The 18,760-nt window shown below is 47.0% G+C and carries 16 protein-coding genes; 13 read left to right on the plus strand and 3 right to left on the minus strand.

Annotation, left to right across the window (positions count from 1 at the left end; genetic code table 11):
• Positions 1-37: 37 nt before the first annotated feature.
• Positions 38-373, plus strand: coding sequence for a DUF1283 family protein (locus tag HGT71_RS01700; protein WP_048912139.1), 336 nt, complete (start codon positions 38-40; stop codon positions 371-373).
• A 15-nt stretch (positions 374-388) separates the two neighbouring features.
• A complete protein-coding gene (locus HGT71_RS01705; protein ID WP_214216252.1) occupies positions 389-664 on the plus strand; it encodes a DUF1161 domain-containing protein in 276 nt (91 codons plus the stop codon).
• A gap of 34 nt (positions 665-698) precedes the next feature.
• On the opposite strand, the gene bioD is transcribed toward HGT71_RS01705, so the two are convergent.
• Positions 699-1,376 carry a dethiobiotin synthase gene (gene bioD, locus HGT71_RS01710; RefSeq protein ID WP_422047252.1) on the minus strand — a complete coding sequence of 226 codons (678 nt, stop codon included), beginning with the start codon at positions 1,374-1,376 and terminating at the stop codon, positions 699-701.
• Between the two features lie 345 nt (positions 1,377-1,721).
• On the opposite strand from bioD, the gene HGT71_RS01715 reads away from it, so the two are divergent.
• From HGT71_RS01715 to HGT71_RS01740, 6 genes are all read left to right on the plus strand, one after another.
• Positions 1,722-2,924, plus strand: coding sequence for a sugar transporter (locus tag HGT71_RS01715; RefSeq protein ID WP_048912144.1), 1,203 nt, complete (start codon positions 1,722-1,724; stop codon positions 2,922-2,924).
• A 107-nt stretch (positions 2,925-3,031) separates the two neighbouring features.
• Positions 3,032-3,973: a LysR substrate-binding domain-containing protein gene (locus HGT71_RS01720; protein ID WP_422047189.1), complete on the plus strand. Its 942-nt coding sequence runs from the start codon at positions 3,032-3,034 to the stop codon at positions 3,971-3,973.
• A gap of 395 nt (positions 3,974-4,368) precedes the next feature.
• A complete protein-coding gene (locus HGT71_RS01725) occupies positions 4,369-5,121 on the plus strand; it encodes a fumarate/nitrate reduction transcriptional regulator Fnr (protein WP_214216253.1) in 753 nt (250 codons plus the stop codon).
• Between the two features lie 123 nt (positions 5,122-5,244).
• A complete protein-coding gene (uspE, locus tag HGT71_RS01730) occupies positions 5,245-6,165 on the plus strand; it encodes a universal stress protein UspE (RefSeq protein WP_214216254.1) in 921 nt (306 codons plus the stop codon).
• Positions 6,166-6,334: 169 nt separating this feature from the next.
• Positions 6,335-7,288, plus strand: coding sequence for a DUF1471 family protein YdgH (gene ydgH / locus HGT71_RS01735; protein ID WP_214216255.1), 954 nt, complete (start codon positions 6,335-6,337; stop codon positions 7,286-7,288).
• Positions 7,289-7,497: 209 nt separating this feature from the next.
• Positions 7,498-8,889: a basic amino acid/polyamine antiporter gene (locus HGT71_RS01740; RefSeq protein WP_214216256.1), complete on the plus strand. Its 1,392-nt coding sequence runs from the start codon at positions 7,498-7,500 to the stop codon at positions 8,887-8,889.
• 31 nt (positions 8,890-8,920) lie between these two features.
• On the opposite strand, the gene HGT71_RS01745 is transcribed toward HGT71_RS01740, so the two are convergent.
• On the minus strand, positions 8,921-9,313 hold the full coding sequence (locus HGT71_RS01745) for a hypothetical protein (protein ID WP_062812219.1): 393 nt from the start codon (positions 9,311-9,313) through the stop codon (positions 8,921-8,923).
• Between the two features lie 168 nt (positions 9,314-9,481).
• On the opposite strand from HGT71_RS01745, the gene rstA reads away from it, so the two are divergent.
• From rstA to HGT71_RS01770, 5 genes are all read left to right on the plus strand, one after another.
• Positions 9,482-10,213, plus strand: coding sequence for a two-component system response regulator RstA (gene rstA / locus HGT71_RS01750; RefSeq protein WP_214216257.1), 732 nt, complete (start codon positions 9,482-9,484; stop codon positions 10,211-10,213).
• Positions 10,210-11,535, plus strand: a complete 1,326-nt coding sequence (rstB, locus tag HGT71_RS01755) for a two-component system sensor histidine kinase RstB (protein WP_214216258.1) — start codon at positions 10,210-10,212, stop codon at positions 11,533-11,535. The genes rstA and rstB overlap by 4 nt, the downstream gene beginning before the upstream one ends.
• On the plus strand, positions 11,532-13,016 hold the full coding sequence (locus HGT71_RS01760; RefSeq protein ID WP_214216259.1) for a carboxypeptidase M32: 1,485 nt from the start codon (positions 11,532-11,534) through the stop codon (positions 13,014-13,016). Before rstB ends, HGT71_RS01760 begins: the two co-directional genes overlap by 4 nt.
• Positions 13,017-13,141: 125 nt before the next feature.
• Positions 13,142-13,534, plus strand: a complete 393-nt coding sequence (asr, locus tag HGT71_RS01765) for an acid resistance repetitive basic protein Asr (protein ID WP_214216260.1) — start codon at positions 13,142-13,144, stop codon at positions 13,532-13,534.
• 251 nt (positions 13,535-13,785) lie between these two features.
• A complete protein-coding gene (locus tag HGT71_RS01770; RefSeq protein WP_214216261.1) occupies positions 13,786-14,598 on the plus strand; it encodes a trypsin-like serine peptidase in 813 nt (270 codons plus the stop codon).
• Between the two features lie 13 nt (positions 14,599-14,611).
• Here HGT71_RS01770 and hrpA read toward each other — a convergent pair whose 3' ends face one another.
• A complete protein-coding gene (gene hrpA / locus HGT71_RS01775; protein ID WP_214216262.1) occupies positions 14,612-18,514 on the minus strand; it encodes an ATP-dependent RNA helicase HrpA in 3,903 nt (1,300 codons plus the stop codon).
• Positions 18,515-18,760 lie beyond the last annotated feature (246 nt).

Below are 18,760 nucleotides of genomic sequence, written 5' to 3' on the forward strand. Positions count from 1 at the left end.
GACTAAGCTTGAACGTATTAACTGAAAGGTAAAAACAATGAAGATTGCAACCAGGATGTTACCCGCAGCGTTATTACTAAGCTGCTTAGGCTCAGTGGCTCCGTCAGCACTGGCTCAGACCGAGCACCTTATCATTGATAATGGCCACACAAACTACAGTAGCGAGCTTTCCCGCGAACATAAAGAACAGTGGGATGACACTCGCTCTCTGCGTAAGAAAATTAATACTCGCAACGAAAAAGATTTTAACCGTTTAGATCGTGCCGTTGACTCGAAAGAAGCCTGTCAGCAAAGTCTTAATCTCAATGCTTATTGGGAACCGACAACACTACGTTGTTTGGATCGCCAAACTGGACGCCCTGTTCAACCTTAATCTGAGGAAAAGGTCATGAAAAAATTAGGCTTAACATTATTGACGGTGATGGTGCTGGCTCCAACGCTCTCTTATGCGTCATGCGAGTCAGTAAAAGCGGACATTCAGCAGAAAATTATCCAAAACGGTGTCGCAGAGTCAGCTTTCTCATTAGACGTTGTGCCTAATGACCAAGCTGAACAGCAAGGTGGTCTCGTTGTCGGACATTGTGAAAACGATCAGCAGAAGATTGTTTATAAGCGTACTGGCGATGATAACACCGGCTCGTCCAGCCAATCAGTTTCACCTTAGTCTGACGAAAACAGGGCGTAATGCCCTGTTTTTTTTAGCGAGTAAAGAAGTCAATCAGGGGTTGCGAGGTAAAATAAGTGCCGAGATCTTTCTGATGAGCGTGCGGGACATAGGGGATCTCACCAATTTTAGGCGCAGCGATATGTTGTGACAATAAGGCGATAAGTTGTTGATACTCTTCCAAGCCAGGATTAATACGATTCGCTACCCACCCCACAAGCTCCCCACCTTGCTGTAAAATGGATTCCGCCGTCAAAATGGCATGGTTAATACAGCCCAACTTAATTCCTACGACTAAAATAACTGGAATTTTCTGTTTGATTACCCAGTCAGATAAAGGATTCTGAGTATTGATGCGGCTATGCCATCCCCCCGTTCCCTCTACAACTAAACGCTCTACCTGCTGTTCAATAAACGACATCCCTTCGGTAAGTTGTTGCTCGTTAACCGTTGTAATGGCTCCAGTACTGACCTCATTTCCGGTAAACGGATAAGGGTTAACATGGTCATAATGCAACGCAATGGTTGATGCCTGTTGAAGCAATTGAGCATCCACACACTGCAAACCCTGTTCAGTCAGCTGAGCATTTTGCGATAACGGTTTATAACCAGCACAAACTATCCCCTGTTGACGGAGCATGCGGAGTAATGCGAGCGAGACGACGGTCTTTCCTACGGCAGTATCGGTCCCTGTGATAAACACTTTATTCACTATGATGTTTTTCCCTAAATGCCAATCGAGAGAGTGTTAGTCTAATTAGTTCTTCTTAAGCGGGAATTGCGTTAACGCAAAGTTTGCGTTGATTAGCAGATAGCGAGTAGTCAGTGTAGTGAGGTATCTTCCGCTTTTTCGGGGAAATTACCGTCTTAAAATTATTAAGATCCTTTGCTTATTACCCCAAGTCACTATTGCGGGCAGCGGGACAAAGATGGCGCCTGCTGTCATATTGATTATACTGATTGCAGTAGATGTTGAATCTGCATCCTTCACACTATACTGTGATCTATATCACGTTAATTTTGGGCAAATAAGATTTCTATGATAGTAGAACCTTCAATGACTTCATCCCATCAAGAGGATATCCCGCCAGTTCCACGTAAAGTGGCCTGGCTGCGAGTGCTTTTGCTGGCGATCTCGGCTTTTATCTTCAATACAACGGAGTTCGTGCCGGTTGGCTTACTCTCGGATATCGCCACTTCTTATCAGATGAAGACGGCAGATGTCGGGATTATGCTAACTATCTACGCATGGTGTGTAGCTTTACTCTCGTTGCCGCTGATGTTAGTCACACGTAATATTGAACGACGCTTTCTATTGGTGGTACTGCTTATTTTATTTACCATCAGTCATGTTCTGTCGGCGTTCGCATGGGATTTTAATGCCTTAATTGCTTCTCGCGTCGGCATTGCCATTACTCATGCAATTTTCTGGTCGATTAACGCCTCATTAGTCATTCGTATTGCCCCAATGGGTAAGCGTACGCAGGCACTGAGTATGTTAGCGACCGGTACCGCGTTAGCCATGGTCTTGGGCGTGCCGATTGGAAGAATCATCGGTCAATATCTCGGTTGGCGTGCGACTTTCGGGTTAATCGGTGTTTCCTCATTTGTACTAATGATCATGCTGGCGCGTTTATTACCTAAACTGCCAAGCGAGCACACTGGGTCATTGAAAAGCGTACCAGAGCTCTTTCGTCGGCCACCGCTGGTCTGCCTTTACCTACTGGTAACTATCGTGGTGACGGCGCACTATACCGCCTACAGTTACATTGAGCCGTTTATTCAAGCGGTGGCCTTGCAGAGTGCCAACTTTACAACACTATTACTGTTATTGTTCGGAGGTGCGGGGATCTTTGGTAGTACGCTGTTTAGCGCATTAGGTAAGAAATTCCCGTCGGGGCTACTACTTGGTGCGATTTTCCTTATCACCCTATGCATGGCACTGCTGTACATCGCCGCAGGCCACAATATCGAGACTATCGCGCTTTGTGTGGTCTGGGGTATCGCGATGATGATGATTAACCTAGCATTGCAAATCAGAGTGCTATCTCTCGCGCCCGACGCGACCGATGTTGCCATGTCGCTGATGTCCGGTATTTATAATATCGGTATTGGTGCGGGGGCACTGCTTGGCGGGCAAATTAGTAATGTGTTGGGGCTATCAGTGATTGGTTATGCCGGCGCAGCCTTTGGCTTAGTGAGCCTTCTCTGGTGTGCTTGGAGCCTAAAACGCTACCCAATCTTACGTTCAAATCAATAATTTAGCGCTATGCACTTGATATCAAACCCGCGTTTACAGGCGGGTTTTTTTCTGTCATAACATTATGCCTACCGATAAAGTACAATTATGTAACATAGGATGGGCTGGTGGATATTCAACGTTTTAATCAAAAGATACGTCTCAGACATTTCCACGCTATCGCGGCGGTCGCACAACAAAAATCGATCAGCGCTGCCGCGAAAACATTATCCATTAGTCAGCCTGCCTTATCGAAAACCCTCACAGAATTGAAGCAACTCTGTGGCTACGACATTATTATTCGTCAGGGGCAAGGCGTCATATTGACCCACGAGGCACAGCAACTACTGCCCCATGCATTACAAATCCTCAATACGTTGCAGCATGCCACAGACAGTTTGTTCGCCCTTGAAACCTCCCCGGTTCAAGTCATTCGCTTAGCTGCATTAACCACGGTGGCTATGGGGATATTACCTCGGATTATCGATGCCTTTCATCATCGTAACCCCAACGTTCAGCTTCAAGTGTCGACACTGCATAATAACGTTCTACTGGCTTCACTCCGTGCAAGGGAATATGATCTTGGTATCGGCCGACTCGCTGAAAAAACGTTTATGGATGGACTTGAGTATGAACTCCTGTTCACAGAGAAAATTAAACTCGTGGTTAATCCTGCTCACCCTTTGTTAAAAGGGAATGTCAGTCTCGCTGCAGCGATGAACTGGCCAGTGGTTATTTCACCCGAAGGAACAGCTCCTTGGCGAATCGCCCAACGTATCTTAGAAAGTCAGGACTGTCGGTTACCCGAAACGCGCATTGAAACTTCGTCCACCTCTCTCGCCCGGCAATTAGCCCTTCACTACAATTATGTCTGGTTTGTTCCCTCCGGCGCAGTACGTGAAGACTTGGTTCATCAAGCTCTCTCCCCACTACCGTTAGTGTTCACCGATCCAGGTGAGACGGTTGGTATCATTACCCCTACTGATGCCCTGTTCAATACCACTATTGAACGGTTACGGGCTACCATTAGAGAGCAATCTCAATCCTTAAACGAAAACACTTTTTTATAAATGAAAAATATCTTTTATCTATTAAAATTATATACTTACAGAAAACCATTGATTATTGAAATATATTGTATAATCGAAAGGAATAAGATATAACTAAATATAATTAAAGTGGCTATTAAACACGCTAATAGCCCACTTTTTAGCCATTATTTTGTTAACATATTGTTAGGCAGCTAATATTAATTATATTTACAAGTTCACTGTAACTAATGTATTTTTTTTGTAAATTACAAAGCGAAATGATTTTTATTATTAACTTATGTTATTGATTTTAAACAAAACAAAAGTCAGTTTTTTTTATTAAAAAAACCACGATAAATTGATCGTGGATAAGACCTTTTTTTCTTCGCGAAAAATGTTAAAGTATCTCCAGACAATATTCGGGAGTGTTCATCATGCTAAGTGAAAAAAGATTAATCAAACGCGCGCCAGTGAATGGCAGTTCTATTCACTGCCAAGATTGCAGTATCAACCAATTATGTATCCCCTTTACCTTAAATAATCATGAGCTTAATCAGCTCGATAATATTATTGAGCGTAAGAAACCTATTCAAAAATCTCAATCCTTATTCAAAGCTGGAGATGAATTAAAATCTCTCTATGCGCTGCGTTCTGGCACATTGAAAAGCTATACGATTACCGAGCAAGGCGACGAGCAGATTACCGGCTTCCATCTAGCGGGTGATGTGATTGGCTTTGATGCCATTACCTCGGGCCACCACCCTTCTTTTGCTCAATCGCTTGAAACCTCAATGGTGTGTGAGATCCCTTTCGATACGCTGGATGATCTGGCCGGTAAGATGCCAGCCCTACGTCATCAAATCATGCGACTTATGAGTGGCGAAATTAAAGCTGACCAAGAAATGATCTTATTGCTTTCTAAGAAGAATGCAGAAGAACGTTTAGCGGCTTTCATTTGGAATCTCTCGCAACGTTTTGGCCAACGCGGCTTTTCTCAACGTGAATTCCGATTAACAATGACGCGTGGCGATATTGGAAACTATTTGGGACTTACCGTTGAAACAATTAGTCGGTTGCTAGGTCGTTTCCAAAAAAGCGGCATGCTATCAGTGAAAGGTAAATATATTACGATTGAAAACCACGATATGTTGAACGCACTGGCAGGCCATGCACAAAAATGCGCGTAAATCTCCTCTAGATAAGCCAAACCGGATACGCTATGTTACTGAACAATGATGTTCCGGTTTTTACCTCTGTTTCATTAATTCCGGACTATCCTTAGTTAACTCCATACACTGAGGGATTGTCATATGACGCAGTATAAAAATATTCTCGTGGCCATTGACCCAGATCAGGATGACCAACCCGCTCTTCGTCGCGCGGTATATCTTAATCATCGGCTGGGCGGCAAAATCACTGCATTTCTTGCTATTTATGACCTCTCTTACGAGTTGACCACAGCGCTTGCTACGGAAGAAAGAGAGAGTATGCGCCAAGAGATGATCCAACAACGTACTGAGTGGCTGCGCTATCAAGCGCGCGTCTATCTTGAGTCTGGGGTCGATATTGTACTGAAGGTGATTTGGCATAATCGTCAACAAGAAGCCATCTTACAAGAGATCGAAACGGGGGGTTATGATCTGGTACTGAAAATGGCGCACCAGTATGATCGCTTGGAATCGGTCATCTTCACGCCTACAGATTGGCAAATCTTACGTAAAAGCCCTTGTCCGGTGTGGATGGTTAAAGATCAACCTTGGCCAGAAGACGCGACTGCGGTGGTCGCCGTTAACTTAGTCAGCGACGATCAACAACACGATGACCTTAATCGAAAATTAGTCCGTGAAACACAAGCATTAGCGTCGCAGGTGAACCAGACAGCGGTGCGGCTCGTAGGGGCTTATCCCATCACGCCAGTTAACCTCGCGATTGAACTGCCTGACTTTGATGCACAAAGTTACAGTGATGCGGTTAGGGGCCAACATCTGCTAGCAATGAAAGCGCTACGTCAGCCCTTCTCAATCGACAGCGCTAATACTTATGTAGAGCAAGGCGAACCTGAAGAGGTCATTCCTGAAATCGCCGCACAATTAAATGCCGGGGTTGTCGTACTAGGGAATTTTGGCCGTACCGGATTGTCAGCAGCTTTCTTAGGTAACACGGCTGAGCAGGTCATCGATCATTTACGCTGTGATCTGTTAGTGATACGGCCTGACGCATTACCTGAATAACCCATTCTTTATCAAGAGTCGTCAAGAATTTGACGACTCTACCCTTCGCGCTCTTGTTTATAGACATTTGTCAAACAATTGACTAAGACAGCTTATCTTTTCCATGTAATAATCAGCCTTCAACAATTAACAATAAATTTTCTTTTCTGTGCAAGCTGAAGGACGTTTTATGAAATTTACTGCTACAGTTTTAGCAACAGCGCTTATTTCGCTAGGGCTGTCTACTGCCTTTGCCGCTCAAGAACTCAGCCCTCAAAAAGCCGCATCTCTGGCACCCTATAAAAGAATTAATTTTCCAGGCCGCTTCAACTCGTTGATTGATGTGAGTAATGCCGTCTCTAAACGGGCTGACGATGCGGGCGCAGCCGGATTTTATGTCGTATCCGTAAACGATAGTAACAGTAATGGCGGAAACTGGCGGGTTACTGCTGACCTCTACCTACCTGATGCAGCCCCTGCCCCGAAAGAGCCACAATATCGCTATATCAATGGGATTAAAGCGTTACCTAAAGCCGAGGCCTATCGCTTAGAGCCTTACGATACCGTCAGTATTCGTGGCTTTTATCCTAGCCAGCCTCAGGTTGAATACGCCATTTCCCGTGCGGCCAAAGCGAAGGATGCCGATGCATTCTTTATTATTCGCCAAATTGCGGCGAATAACGGCGGTAACCAGTATGTGACGGCTTATGTCTATAAAGCCGATGCACCGAAACGCGTTGTACAGAGTCCGGATGCCATTCCAGCCGACTCACAAGCCGGTAAAGCAGCTCTCGCAGCGGGGGGCGCAGCCGCCAAGAAAGTGGAAATTCCAGGCGTAGCCTCTTCAGATTCGACCAGTGAGAGTGTTGGTCGTTTTTATGAAACTCAGACGTCTACCAATAAGCGCTATACCGTCTCACTTCCACAAGGCGGTAAGATCCAAGAAGTGAATGATATCACTGCAGCCCAGATGACGCCTTTCGATACGGTAACAATCACGGCGCATTTCGGTAACCCAACGGAGATGTCGACCGCTATCGCCCGCAGAGCGGCAGATAAAGGCGCGAAGTATTACCACATTACTCGCCAATGGCAGAACCAAAGTGGCGGTAATCTTACTGTCACCGCAGAACTGTTCAAATAACGGCTAAAGCACCTTCGGGTGCTTTTTTACCCTCCTACTGCATAAATAATCATTTTTTCGCATTTATACTCATTGCAATATTACCCTTCACTTCGTAGAATCAGCGCCCTAACTCGATCCATGAAATATGCTGTGTTGTTTTCGTTTCTTAGCATCACCTGCTGTTTTAGTAAGCTTATCGAGACTTTTTAGCAAGTTAGTAGGTGTTTATGACCGGTAAGAAAATAGGCGTGGGTGCGCTCACCGCATTAGTCCTTAGCTCCATGCTTGGCGCGGGTGTATTCAGTCTCCCGCAAAATATGGCCGCCGTTTCGGGTTCCGAGGCCTTAGTGATCGGCTGGTCAATCACCGGTATCGGTATCCTCTTTTTGGCTACCGCCATGCTTTATCTCTCGCGCTTACGCCCTGATCTTGATGGCGGGATCTTCACCTATGCCGAGGATGGCTTCGGTAAAACCATTGGTTTTCTCTCAGCTTGGGGATATTGGCTCTGTGCAGTGATTGCTAACGTTTCATATCTTGTTGTGGTCTTCTCTGCGCTCAGTTTTTTCACGGATTCTCCTGGACACCTAGTGTTTGGCGACGGTAATACTTGGCAATCCATGTTAGGTGCATCCATATTGCTATGGATTATCCATGCGTTAATTACTCGCGGCGTCCAAACCGCAGCAAGCATCAATCTACTGGCCACTCTCGGTAAACTGGTGCCCTTAGTCCTCTTTATCGTGGTTGGAATCATGCATTTCGACTATCGTCAATTTTCATTCGATTTTTCCGGGGCGCAATTACATCTTCCAGTATGGTCGCAGGTTAAGCAGACAATGCTGATCACTCTGTGGGTCTTTATAGGTGTTGAAGGTGCCGTAGTGGTATCTGGCCGCGCGAAAAATAAGAATGACATCGGTAAGGCTACCCTTTTTGCCGTCATCTCAGCGCTAATTGTCTATCTACTGGTAACGATACTGTCGCTCGGAATCGTCCCTAGGGAAACCCTTGCCACAATGAAAAATCCATCAATGGGTGGACTACTGGTCGAAATGATTGGCCCTTACGGCTATTGGATTATCGTGGGGGGCATTATTCTTTCGGTCTCTGGGGCTTACCTAAGCTGGACTATCATGGCGGCAGAAATTCCTTTTATCGCGGCCAAACGCGGTGCATTTCCTAAGGTGATCGCGAGACAGAATGCGGCAGACGCTCCAATCGGCAGTCTGTGGATGACGAATATTAGCGTTCAGCTCTGCCTTGTCGCGATAGCGTTCTTTCATCTTGATTACAGCACGTTATTGATTATCGCCTCAGAGATGGTATTAGTGCCTTATCTGCTGGTGGGTTTATTCTTAGCGAAAATCAGTTATCAAACACGTCACTATCGACCCCTTCTTATCGGTGTTGGGGCGACGTTATACGGTATTTGGTTACTCTATGCATCGGGTCTCGACCATCTGATGATGTCGTTGACGCTTTACGCACCTGGTCTATTAATATTTCTTTATGCCGGATGGCAGCATCGCCAGCATTATAGACTGCGGACGATCGATAAGGTGATGATTATCGCGATACTCGTTAGTGGTATAGCCATCACGTTGAGTAAGATATAAAGATGAGTGAGGGGGGCTTACCCCTTAACTTTTAGAAGCGGACTTGCAGAAAGTCATTTTCTTGATGTAAAGAAACTGGCTTTCGGTATTCCGTGTAGATAAGCGCGATTTGATGCTCAGAAAGTGAATAAGGTAATTGAATAGTAAAGTGTTTAATATTTTGTTGTTCAGCTAGCACCAATAATCGAGCAATATTCATTTCGTCGCTGACTTGTGTCGAAATAATTTGCAGTGCCAGTTCTTTGAAATAATCCACAGTTTCCAGCTTATTATGTGCCGATTTGCGAGTGACTACGCCAAAGATGGGGAGGACTCCGTAAATCGCATCAACGAAACGCCATTTCTTCTTACAGGAAGCTAAAAGTAAGCTACTGTAATTAAATGAAATAGAGTCATTATTTTCAATTGTTGATGTCGATGGCATCGGCACATCATCCCCCAGTGTTCGTCATTTTCTACCCCATATCTGCGGCGCTTATAGTCGCATATAATTACGTTATTATACCAGCAAGAGATGCCTTTTTCGTGATAACGTAGCTATAATTTCCAGTAACGTTGTTTTATTGTTAAATAAAAAAAGAATTTGTTAAAAATGAATAAAATAGTTTACGTTGAAGATGAAATTGAGGTCGGCGAATTAATTTCGGCCTATTTGAAAAAACATGATATTGAAGTGATTATCGAAACGCGTGGCGATCGTGCGGAAGCGACGATTTTAGCCGAGAAACCCGATCTTGTATTACTTGATATCATGTTACCAGGAAAAGATGGGATGTCTTTATGCCGCGATCTGCGCCCTCAGTGGCAAGGACCCATCGTATTGTTAACCTCGTTGGATAGCGATATGAACCATATTTTAGCGCTAGAGATCGGCGCCAATGACTATATTCTAAAAACGACACCGCCAGCGGTATTACTGGCAAGGTTGCGTTTACATCTACGTCAAAATCAACCCTCCGCCGCCTCTACAGACGAACGACCGAGTGCGGTGCGTCAAAGTCGTGTGATGAGCTTTGGTAAACTCACCATCGATATGGTGAACCGGCAGGTCACCCTAGCGGGTGAGATTATCGCCCTCTCCACTGCCGATTTTGACTTGTTATGGGAGCTGGCAAGCCATGCAGGACAAATTTTGAACCGCGATGTGTTGCTGCAGACATTACGGGGAGTGAGTTACGATGGTATGGACCGGAGTATTGATGTTGCCATTTCACGCCTGCGAAAAAAACTCTACGACAGCGCCACAGAGCCTTTTCGTATTAAAACGATTCGTAATAAAGGGTATCTCTTTGCCCCACAAGCGTGGGAAACCGACTCAGAATGAAAAAACTGTTTATTCAGTTCTACCTTCTCTTATTTGTTTGCTTCATTGTCATGACCCTATTGGTCGGCCTAGTCTATAAAATGACGGCAGAGCGTGCGGGCAGACAGTCAATGAATGACCTGATGGCCAGTTCGCTATCACTGATGCGCAGCGAACTGCGCGAAATCCCGCCTAAAGATTGGAACAGTACCGTTGATAATCTCGATCTTAATCTCTCGTTTAAGCTGCATATTGAGCCGCTGACAAACTATCAATTACCGGCTGCCGATATGCGCCGATTGCACGCTGGCGAAATCGTTGCTTTAGACGATCAATACACCTTTATCCAGCATATCCCTCGTAGTCACTATGTGTTGTCGGTTGGACCGATTCCCTATCTGTTCTTTCTTCATCAGATGCGCATGCTCGATGTGTTGCTCTTAACCTTTATTGCCATGTCCCTGGCGCTTCCGGTATTTATCTGGATGCGTCCACACTGGCAAGAAATGCTGAAATTAGAGAAGATGGCACAGCGATTTGGTGAGGGTGATTTAGATGCTCGGACACAATTCGAGAATACCTCCAGTTTGTATCGATTGGGGATCGCCTTTAACCAAATGGCCGATAATATTAAAGACCTTGTTGCCAGTAAAAAATTACTTATCGATGGGATTGCCCATGAATTACGAACGCCATTAGTACGTTTACGCTATCGCTTAGCGATAAGCGATAACTTGTCAGCGGCTGAGTCAACGGCGTTAAACCGCGATATCGGGCAACTTGAGGCACTGATCCAAGAGTTATTGACGTTCGCTCGCCTCGACCGCCCTCAAGTAGCCCTCTCTCTACAGCAGATCGATCTGCGCGAATGGCTGGTCGAGTGGGTGGATGATCTGCGCGTTATCCGCGCGGATAAGATGATTCAATTGGATGTTCCCCCTCAGGCAGCCTGTTATATCACCGATAATCGTTTGATGGAGCGTGTGCTCGATAATCTGGTCAATAATGCCTTACGGTATGCCGAGCAACGATTGCGCATTAGTTTGTGGTTTGACTCGCAATGTGGCTATTTACAAGTCGAAGATGATGGGCCGGGGATTCCCGCCGAGCAACGGGCGAAAATCTTTGAGCCTTTCGTACGTCTGGATCCGAGTCGTGACCGTGCAACGGGTGGCTGCGGCTTGGGCCTAGCGATCGTCCACTCCATTGCTCATGCCTTTCAAGGCTCTATTCGGGCGGAAAGTAGCCCCTTAGGGGGAGCCTGTTTACGTTTTAGTTGGCCTCTTAATTCTTTTACACCGGATACTTCACTGCTTACTGCTACGCACAAGGATAATAAATGAAAGCTTACCAAGCCCTCACTGAACGTTTTCAACGCTTGGCCCGCCTCGATCACCTCTCTGCTATTGCTGGGTGGGATATGCAGACCATGATGCCTAGCGGCGGCAGCGATGCACGCGGCGAGGCTTTAGCTGAACTCAGTGTGATGCATCATGAAATCCTCGTACAAGCTAGCACAGCGGAGCTGATCGCACAGGCGCAACAAGAGCCATTAGACAGCGACCAACAAGCTAATCTTCGTGAAATATCGCGTCATTATGCCGATGCAGCGATCTTGCCTACTGAATTGGTCGAAGCCAAAGCCCTCGCTGGCAGTCGTTGCGAACAAGCATGGCGTCAGCAGCGTATTGATAATGATTGGCAAGGATTCCAGCGTAACCTTGTGCCGGTGGTCGACCTCTCACGGCAAGAGGCGCAACTTCGGGCACAAGCACTCGGCAGTACACCCTATGACGCGTTGCTTAATCTTTATGAACCTGGCATGACAAGCCAACGACTCGATACTCTTTTCGGTGAATTAATTGGCTGGTTACCGGATCTTCTGCAACAGGTTATCGCGAAACAACCGGCTGCCACTGCCCTACAGACTGCTCGTGTTTACCCTATCTCACAACAAAAAGCCTTAGCAGAGTCTGTTATGCAACTGCTAGACTTTGACTTTAATCATGGTCGACTTGACGTTAGCGCCCACCCTTTCTGTGGCGGTGTGTCGACGGATGTGCGGATCACCACGCGCTATGATAGCAGTGAATTCCTCAGTGCCTTAATGGGCGTCATCCACGAAACCGGCCATGCACGCTATGAACAAAACTTGCCTAAACAGTGGCCAGGTCAGCCTATTGCCTTGGCGCGTTCGACCGCGATACATGAATCACAGAGCCTATTTCTCGAGATGCAGCTCGGCCGCAGTAGGGCATTCTTACAACGCCTGCATCCTCTTATCTGCCAACATCTCACTGCCGCAGCGGATCTCACCCTTGACGACTTAGTGCAGCAAGTCCAGCACGTCAGCCCTGGATTGATCCGTGTCGACGCCGACGAGGTAAGTTACCCTGCCCATGTCGTGCTGCGCTACGAAATTGAACGGTCCCTGATTAATGGCGAGGTTGAGGTCGCAGATATTCCAGCACTATGGGATGAGAAAATGCAACGCTACCTTGGCTTGAGTACGGCGGGAGACTATCGCAATGGTTGTATGCAAGATATTCACTGGACGGATGGCTCCTTTGGCTATTTCCCAACCTACACTCTAGGTGCCATGTACGCTGCACAACTATTTAATAGCCTAGCGCAACAACTACCGAGCGTGGATGAAGCCATCACTCTCGGGGATCTTGACCCTATTTTCAGTTGGCTGAATAATGCGATCTGGCGCCAGGGTAGCCGATTCTCCGTCGACACATTAGTGCAACAGGCTACAGGGGAAACGCTGAATCCTAAATGGTTTAAACAGCATTTAACGCGCCGTTACTTGGGAAACTAGTCGAGATGTACATACCGTTACATACCGATACCAATCACCAACGGACAGTTTTCAGGAATCCTCATATAGTGACTCTACCGGCTCCGCAGTGAGCTATCCGATAATGTGATATTGAGGAAATTCAAATGAAAAAGCTTTTCGCACTGGTAGTTGCCGCGGCTATGGGTATCTCTTCAGCAGCTTTCGCTGCAGACACTACAGCTACCCCAGCAGCTTCTGCTACTACAACCACTGCAGCACCTGCTAAGCACCATGCTAAAAAGCATCATGCTAAGAAAGCAAAACCTGCTGCAGAGCAAAAAGCGCAGGCAGCTAAAAAGCATCACGCTAAGAAAGCAAAACCTGCTGCAGAGCAAAAAGCGCAGGCAGCTAAAAAGCACCACGCTAAGAAAGCAAAACCTGCTGCAGCGCAAAAAGCTCAAGCAGCGAAAAAGCACCACGCTAAAAAAGTCAACCCTGCTGCACAAAAAGCGCAAGCTGCAAAAAAACACCACGCTAAGAAAGTCACTAAAAAATAAGTGAGCCTTAAGCGTTACTAGCGTCAAAGTGATATAAACACCCGGTTATGCCGGGTGTTTCTTTACGGGGGTCTGTCGATGATGCGCCGCTACCGTTACGAAATTATTCTTCTGACCGTCATTGTTTGTGGCATTATGGCTGCGTGTTGTTTTATCTAACCTCATCCACTGAGTGACAATTACCTTCCCTTTTCTTAGTTGATACGTCTATAGTGTCGCTATAAATTTTCTATGCTGCTGTTGAGAACATTATGCGCTTCAAAAGATTGTGTTTTTTTGCCCTGTTCTGCTGTCACTTTACTGCCTACGCAGATGACGATACCCCCAGTGCAGCAGAGATAAAAACACTCTTTTTCGGCAAAGATCACCGCGTAGAAATTGATAAGCCGCAACTTCATCCTTGGGATGCTATCGGTCAACTTGAGACGGAAAGTGGTAATCTCTGTACTGCCACCCTGATTTCCCCGCATGTCGCCTTAACGGCTGGACACTGCTTACTCGCGCCTCCCGGTAAATTCGATCCGCCTGTGGCATTACGCTTTGTTACCACCAAAAAAGGCTGGGTTTACGAGATCCACGATATTGATGCGAAAGTCGCACCTGGCTTGGCAGGAAAACTTAAAGCGGCAGGTGAAGGATGGATTGTTCCAGCGAAAGCAGCCCCTTCAGATTATGCTGTCGTGATTCTGCACAATCCCCCTTCAGCGATTACTCCAATCCCACTGTTTAGCGGTAATAGAGAACAGTTGATTGCAGCATTAAGCACGGTGGATAATAGCGTAACGCAAGCCGGCTACCCTGCCGATAACCTTGATAATCTCTTTGCCCATATCGGCTGTAAAATCACTGGCTGGTCACAAACGGCGGTGTTATCACACCAATGCGATACGCTACCGGGCGATAGCGGTTCACCCTTGATGATTAATACTAACAATCAATGGCAGATTATTGGCGTGCAAAGCTCCGCGCCTTCTGCACAAGATCGTTACCGCGCCGATAACCGTGCTATCGCGGTTAGCTCCTTCAACAGCAAAATATCGGCGCTGACCAATAATATTCAATAAGGTGCACCGAGCATCAGCTCGGTGACTCTTCCAGTAATTGCGTGATCCGCTTCTCTGACACCGGATAAGGGGTTCCTAGTTGCTGGGCAAAAAGGCTTACCCTTAACTCTTCGACCATCCAGCGCGCTGCCATCACCTTATCGTTGTGCTGTTCAGCCTTGGGTAATTTATTACGATAACGCTGTATCGCCTGTTCAACCTGTTGAACGCGCAACATTCTTGCACGATCACTGTGTGGATCGACGGGTAACTTATCTAATCGCCGCTCAATAGCCTGTAAATACCTTAAGGTGTCGGCAAGCTTCTGCCAGCCATTCTGCGTCACAAACCCCGGATAGACTAAGTGAGATAGCTGTGCTTTGATGTCACTGAGCGCCAGTGCTAAGGCCATATCGACCCGCCCTTTTAGTCGTTTATTAATCGCAAAAACGGTGGAGAGGATCTGCTCGACTTGCTGGGCAATCTCTACAACGGTCTGGTTTAACTCCGCTTTGACTTTCTCACGTAACACCATGAAGTGCTGCGCGTCCCAAACCAGCCCGCCTTGCTCCGCCATAATTTTATCGATGCCACAGTGGATACAATCATCAATTAACTGTAGGACTTGACCATAAGGATTAAAATACAGTCCGAGCTTCGCTTTATTAGGCAGCTTCTCGTGAAGATATTTAATCGGTGAAGGAATATTGAGCAGCAGTAACCGCCGTTGCCCCTGCCACATCGCCTGTTGTTGTTCCGCTTCGGTATCGAATAACTTGATTGCGACACTCTGCTTCTCATCCACTAAAGCTGGCCACGCCTTCAAGGTAAAACCCGCTTGCTTACGGCTAAAGGTTTGGGGCAGTTCGCCAAAGTCCCATTCGGTTACGCCCTGCTTTTCTAAGCCAACATCGGCGACCTTGGAGAGTGTCTCCCGTACCTTACCCTTCAACTGCAGCTGAAGTTCGGTTAGGGATTTACTCTCTTGCAGGGTTTTCTTATTCCCATCGACCACCCGGAACGTCATTTTAAGATGGTCTGGAACCTGCGCCAACTGCCACGCATCGCGCTCTATTGTGACGCCGCTCATCCGCCGAAATTCACGCTCTAAGCATTCGAGTAGCGGTAAGTTTACATCCGTTACGCGGCCTAAAAAGGCGTCAGCATAGTCTGGTGCGGGCACGAAATTACGACGGAGCGGCTTCGGTAACGACTTAATCAATGCCACGATCAAGGTTTTACGCAGTCCAGGGATCTGCCAATCAAAACCTTGTTCGGTGATCTGATTAAGTAACGGCAATGGAATATGGACGGTAACCCCATCAGCATCCTTACCAGGTTCAAATTGATAAGTGAGTGGTAATTGCACGTTGCCTTGCCGCCAACTATTAGGGTAATCATTGGCATCAATGGTCCCTGCGCCCTCACGGACCAGCATGTTTTTATCAAAATCGAGTTGATGCGGATCCTGTTGAAAAGCCGTCTTCCACCACTTATCGAAATGGCGCACCGAAACGATGGTATCTGGGATACGTTGATCGTAAAAAGCGAATAACGTTTCATCATCGACCAAGATATCGCGGCGTCGTGATTTATGCTCAAGGTCCTCGACTTCTAAACGTAACTGTTGATTATGACTGAAGAATCGATGTTGGGTTTGCCATTCCCCCTCGACAAGAGCGTGACGAATAAAGAGTTCGCGACAGATCGCCGGGTCGATTTTGCTGTAATTGACTTTACGCTGCGAAACTATCGGTAAGCCATATAGCGTGACCTTTTCGAAGGCAGAGACGGCGCCCTGTTTCTTCTCCCAATGGGGTTCGCTGTAGCTATGCTTGACTAAGTGACCCGCCAGCGGCTCAATCCACTCAGGTTCGATCTTGGCGGCGATCCTACCCCATAATTTACTGGTTTCCACCAGTTCAGCCACCATCACCCACTTAGGCGGTTTTTTAAATAAATTTGATGCAGGGAAAAGATGAAAACGTGTTTGTCGCGAGCCCATAAACTCGCCCTTTTCGACTTCCTTTTGGCCCACTCGGGACAACAGTCCACTTAACAAGGCACTGTGTAGCTCGCGGTAAGGAGCCGGTTCGCTATTAAGCGAAAAGCCGAGTTCGCGCACCACTTGCCGTAACTGCGTGTAGATATCTTGCCATTCACGAATACGCAGATAGTTGAGATAGTCGCTTTTGCATTGGCGGCGGAATTGGTTGCCGGTTAATGCCTTCTGCTGGGCTTGCACGTAATCCCATAAATTGACCCAGGCCAGAAAATCCGACTCTTTATCCGCAAATCGGCGATGCTTCTCATCAGAGGCCTGCTGTCGGTCGGCGGGACGCTCCCTAGGATCTTGAATGGATAGCGCAGCAGTGATAATCATCGCTTCGCGAACACAGCCAAATTGTTGTGCCGAAAGCACCATCTTAGCTAACCGCGGATCGATCGGTAATTGCGCTAATTGTCGACCCGAGGGGGTTAATTTCTGGACATCGTGAGCGGCATTTTCGACTGCCCCCAACTCTTCTAACAACCGTACGCCATCTTGAATATTACGATTATCCGGCTTTTCAACAAAGGGAAAATGCTGAATATTGCCTAACCCTAGCGCCGTCATTTGCAAAATGACCGAGGCTAAGTTGGTCCGCAAAATTTCTGGGTCAGTAAATTCGGGACGAGAGAGATAATCGTCCTCGGCATATAAACGGATACAAATCCCTTCAGAGACCCGACCACAGCGGCCTGCTCGTTGATTCGCAGAGGCTTGTGAGATTGGCTCAATTGGTAGCCGCTGCACTTTAGTTCGGTAACTGTAACGGCTAATCCTCGCTGTACCCGGGTCGATAACGTATTTAATGCCTGGTACGGTGAGTGAGGTTTCAGCGACATTCGTTGCCAAGACAATGCGGCGTCCCGTGTGGGACTGAAACACTCGGTTCTGTTCGCTATTCGATAACCGCGCATAGAGCGGTAAAACCTCTGTGTGGGCGAGTCCTTGACGGGAAAGTGCGTCAGCGGTATCGCGGATTTCTCGCTCTCCGCTCATAAAAATAAGAATATCGCCAGGTGGCTCACGATAGAGTTCGTCCACGGCGTCGAAAATAGCTTGCAGTTGGTCGCGATCACCTTCGCTACTGTCGGCACTCACGGGCCGGTAGCGGACTTCCACTGGATAGGTACGCCCCGAGACTTCAATTATGGGCGCATCATTAAAATGTTTGGAGAAGCGCTCTGGATCAATCGTCGCTGAGGTAATAATAACTTTCAAATCAGGGCGTTTGGGCAATAACTCGCGCAGATACCCTAATAGGAAATCGATATTAAGACTGCGTTCATGCGCCTCATCGATAATAATCGTGTCGTACTGTAGCAGACGTTTATCTTGTTGGATCTCAGCCAGTAAAATACCGTCTGTCATCAATTTAATATGTGTCTGATCAGAAATTTGATCGGTAAAACGGACTCGATAGCCGACAACACCACCCAGCGTGGTCCCAAGCTCCTCCGCGATACGGGTCGCAACGGTACGTGCCGCTAAACGTCGTGGTTGGGTGTGGCCGATAAGTCCTTGACGTCCGCGACCGAGTGCCAGACAGATTTTCGGGATCTGAGTCGTCTTTCCTGACCCGGTTTCCCCTGCGATAATGACCACTTGATGGCTGGCAATTGCATCGGCAATCGCCTGCTGTTTTTGGCTGACCGGAAGATTCTCAGGAAAATGGATAGTCGCTGGACGGCTGGCATCATGAGTTACCAGCCGCTGCTCAGCCGTTATCAGCTCTTGTTCAATTTTAGTGAGTACCGCTTGCTGTGCGTCAGACCCAGTGATCTTATCGACCCCCCGCAATCGCCGACGCAGTTGCTGGCGGTCACGAAATGAAACCTGTTCGCTGCGTGTCCAGAGAGAGGAAAGAGTCGTCGATTCAGTTTTAGACATAGAACGGTATTACCTTGAAAAGTAAGCAACGAAGCGTAGCAATAGGTGTAAGGCGAAGGAGTCGCCTGCTATGGGCGGATTATAGCATAACTCAGAGGTAAACGGCAGGCGGCGACCGTTGTTGAAAGGTCGATCACCACGAAAAGTCTCATTCAGAAATTTTGAAAATAGACATCGAAAAGATTAGCTTTTTTCTCTCGACCTTTCCCCCTATAGTAACGAAAACTAACCGTTTCATAAGGAATT

Origin of the sequence: Rosenbergiella epipactidis (assembly GCF_018494055.1) — a bacterium.
Taxonomy (GTDB): domain Bacteria; phylum Pseudomonadota; class Gammaproteobacteria; order Enterobacterales; family Enterobacteriaceae; genus Rosenbergiella; species Rosenbergiella epipactidis.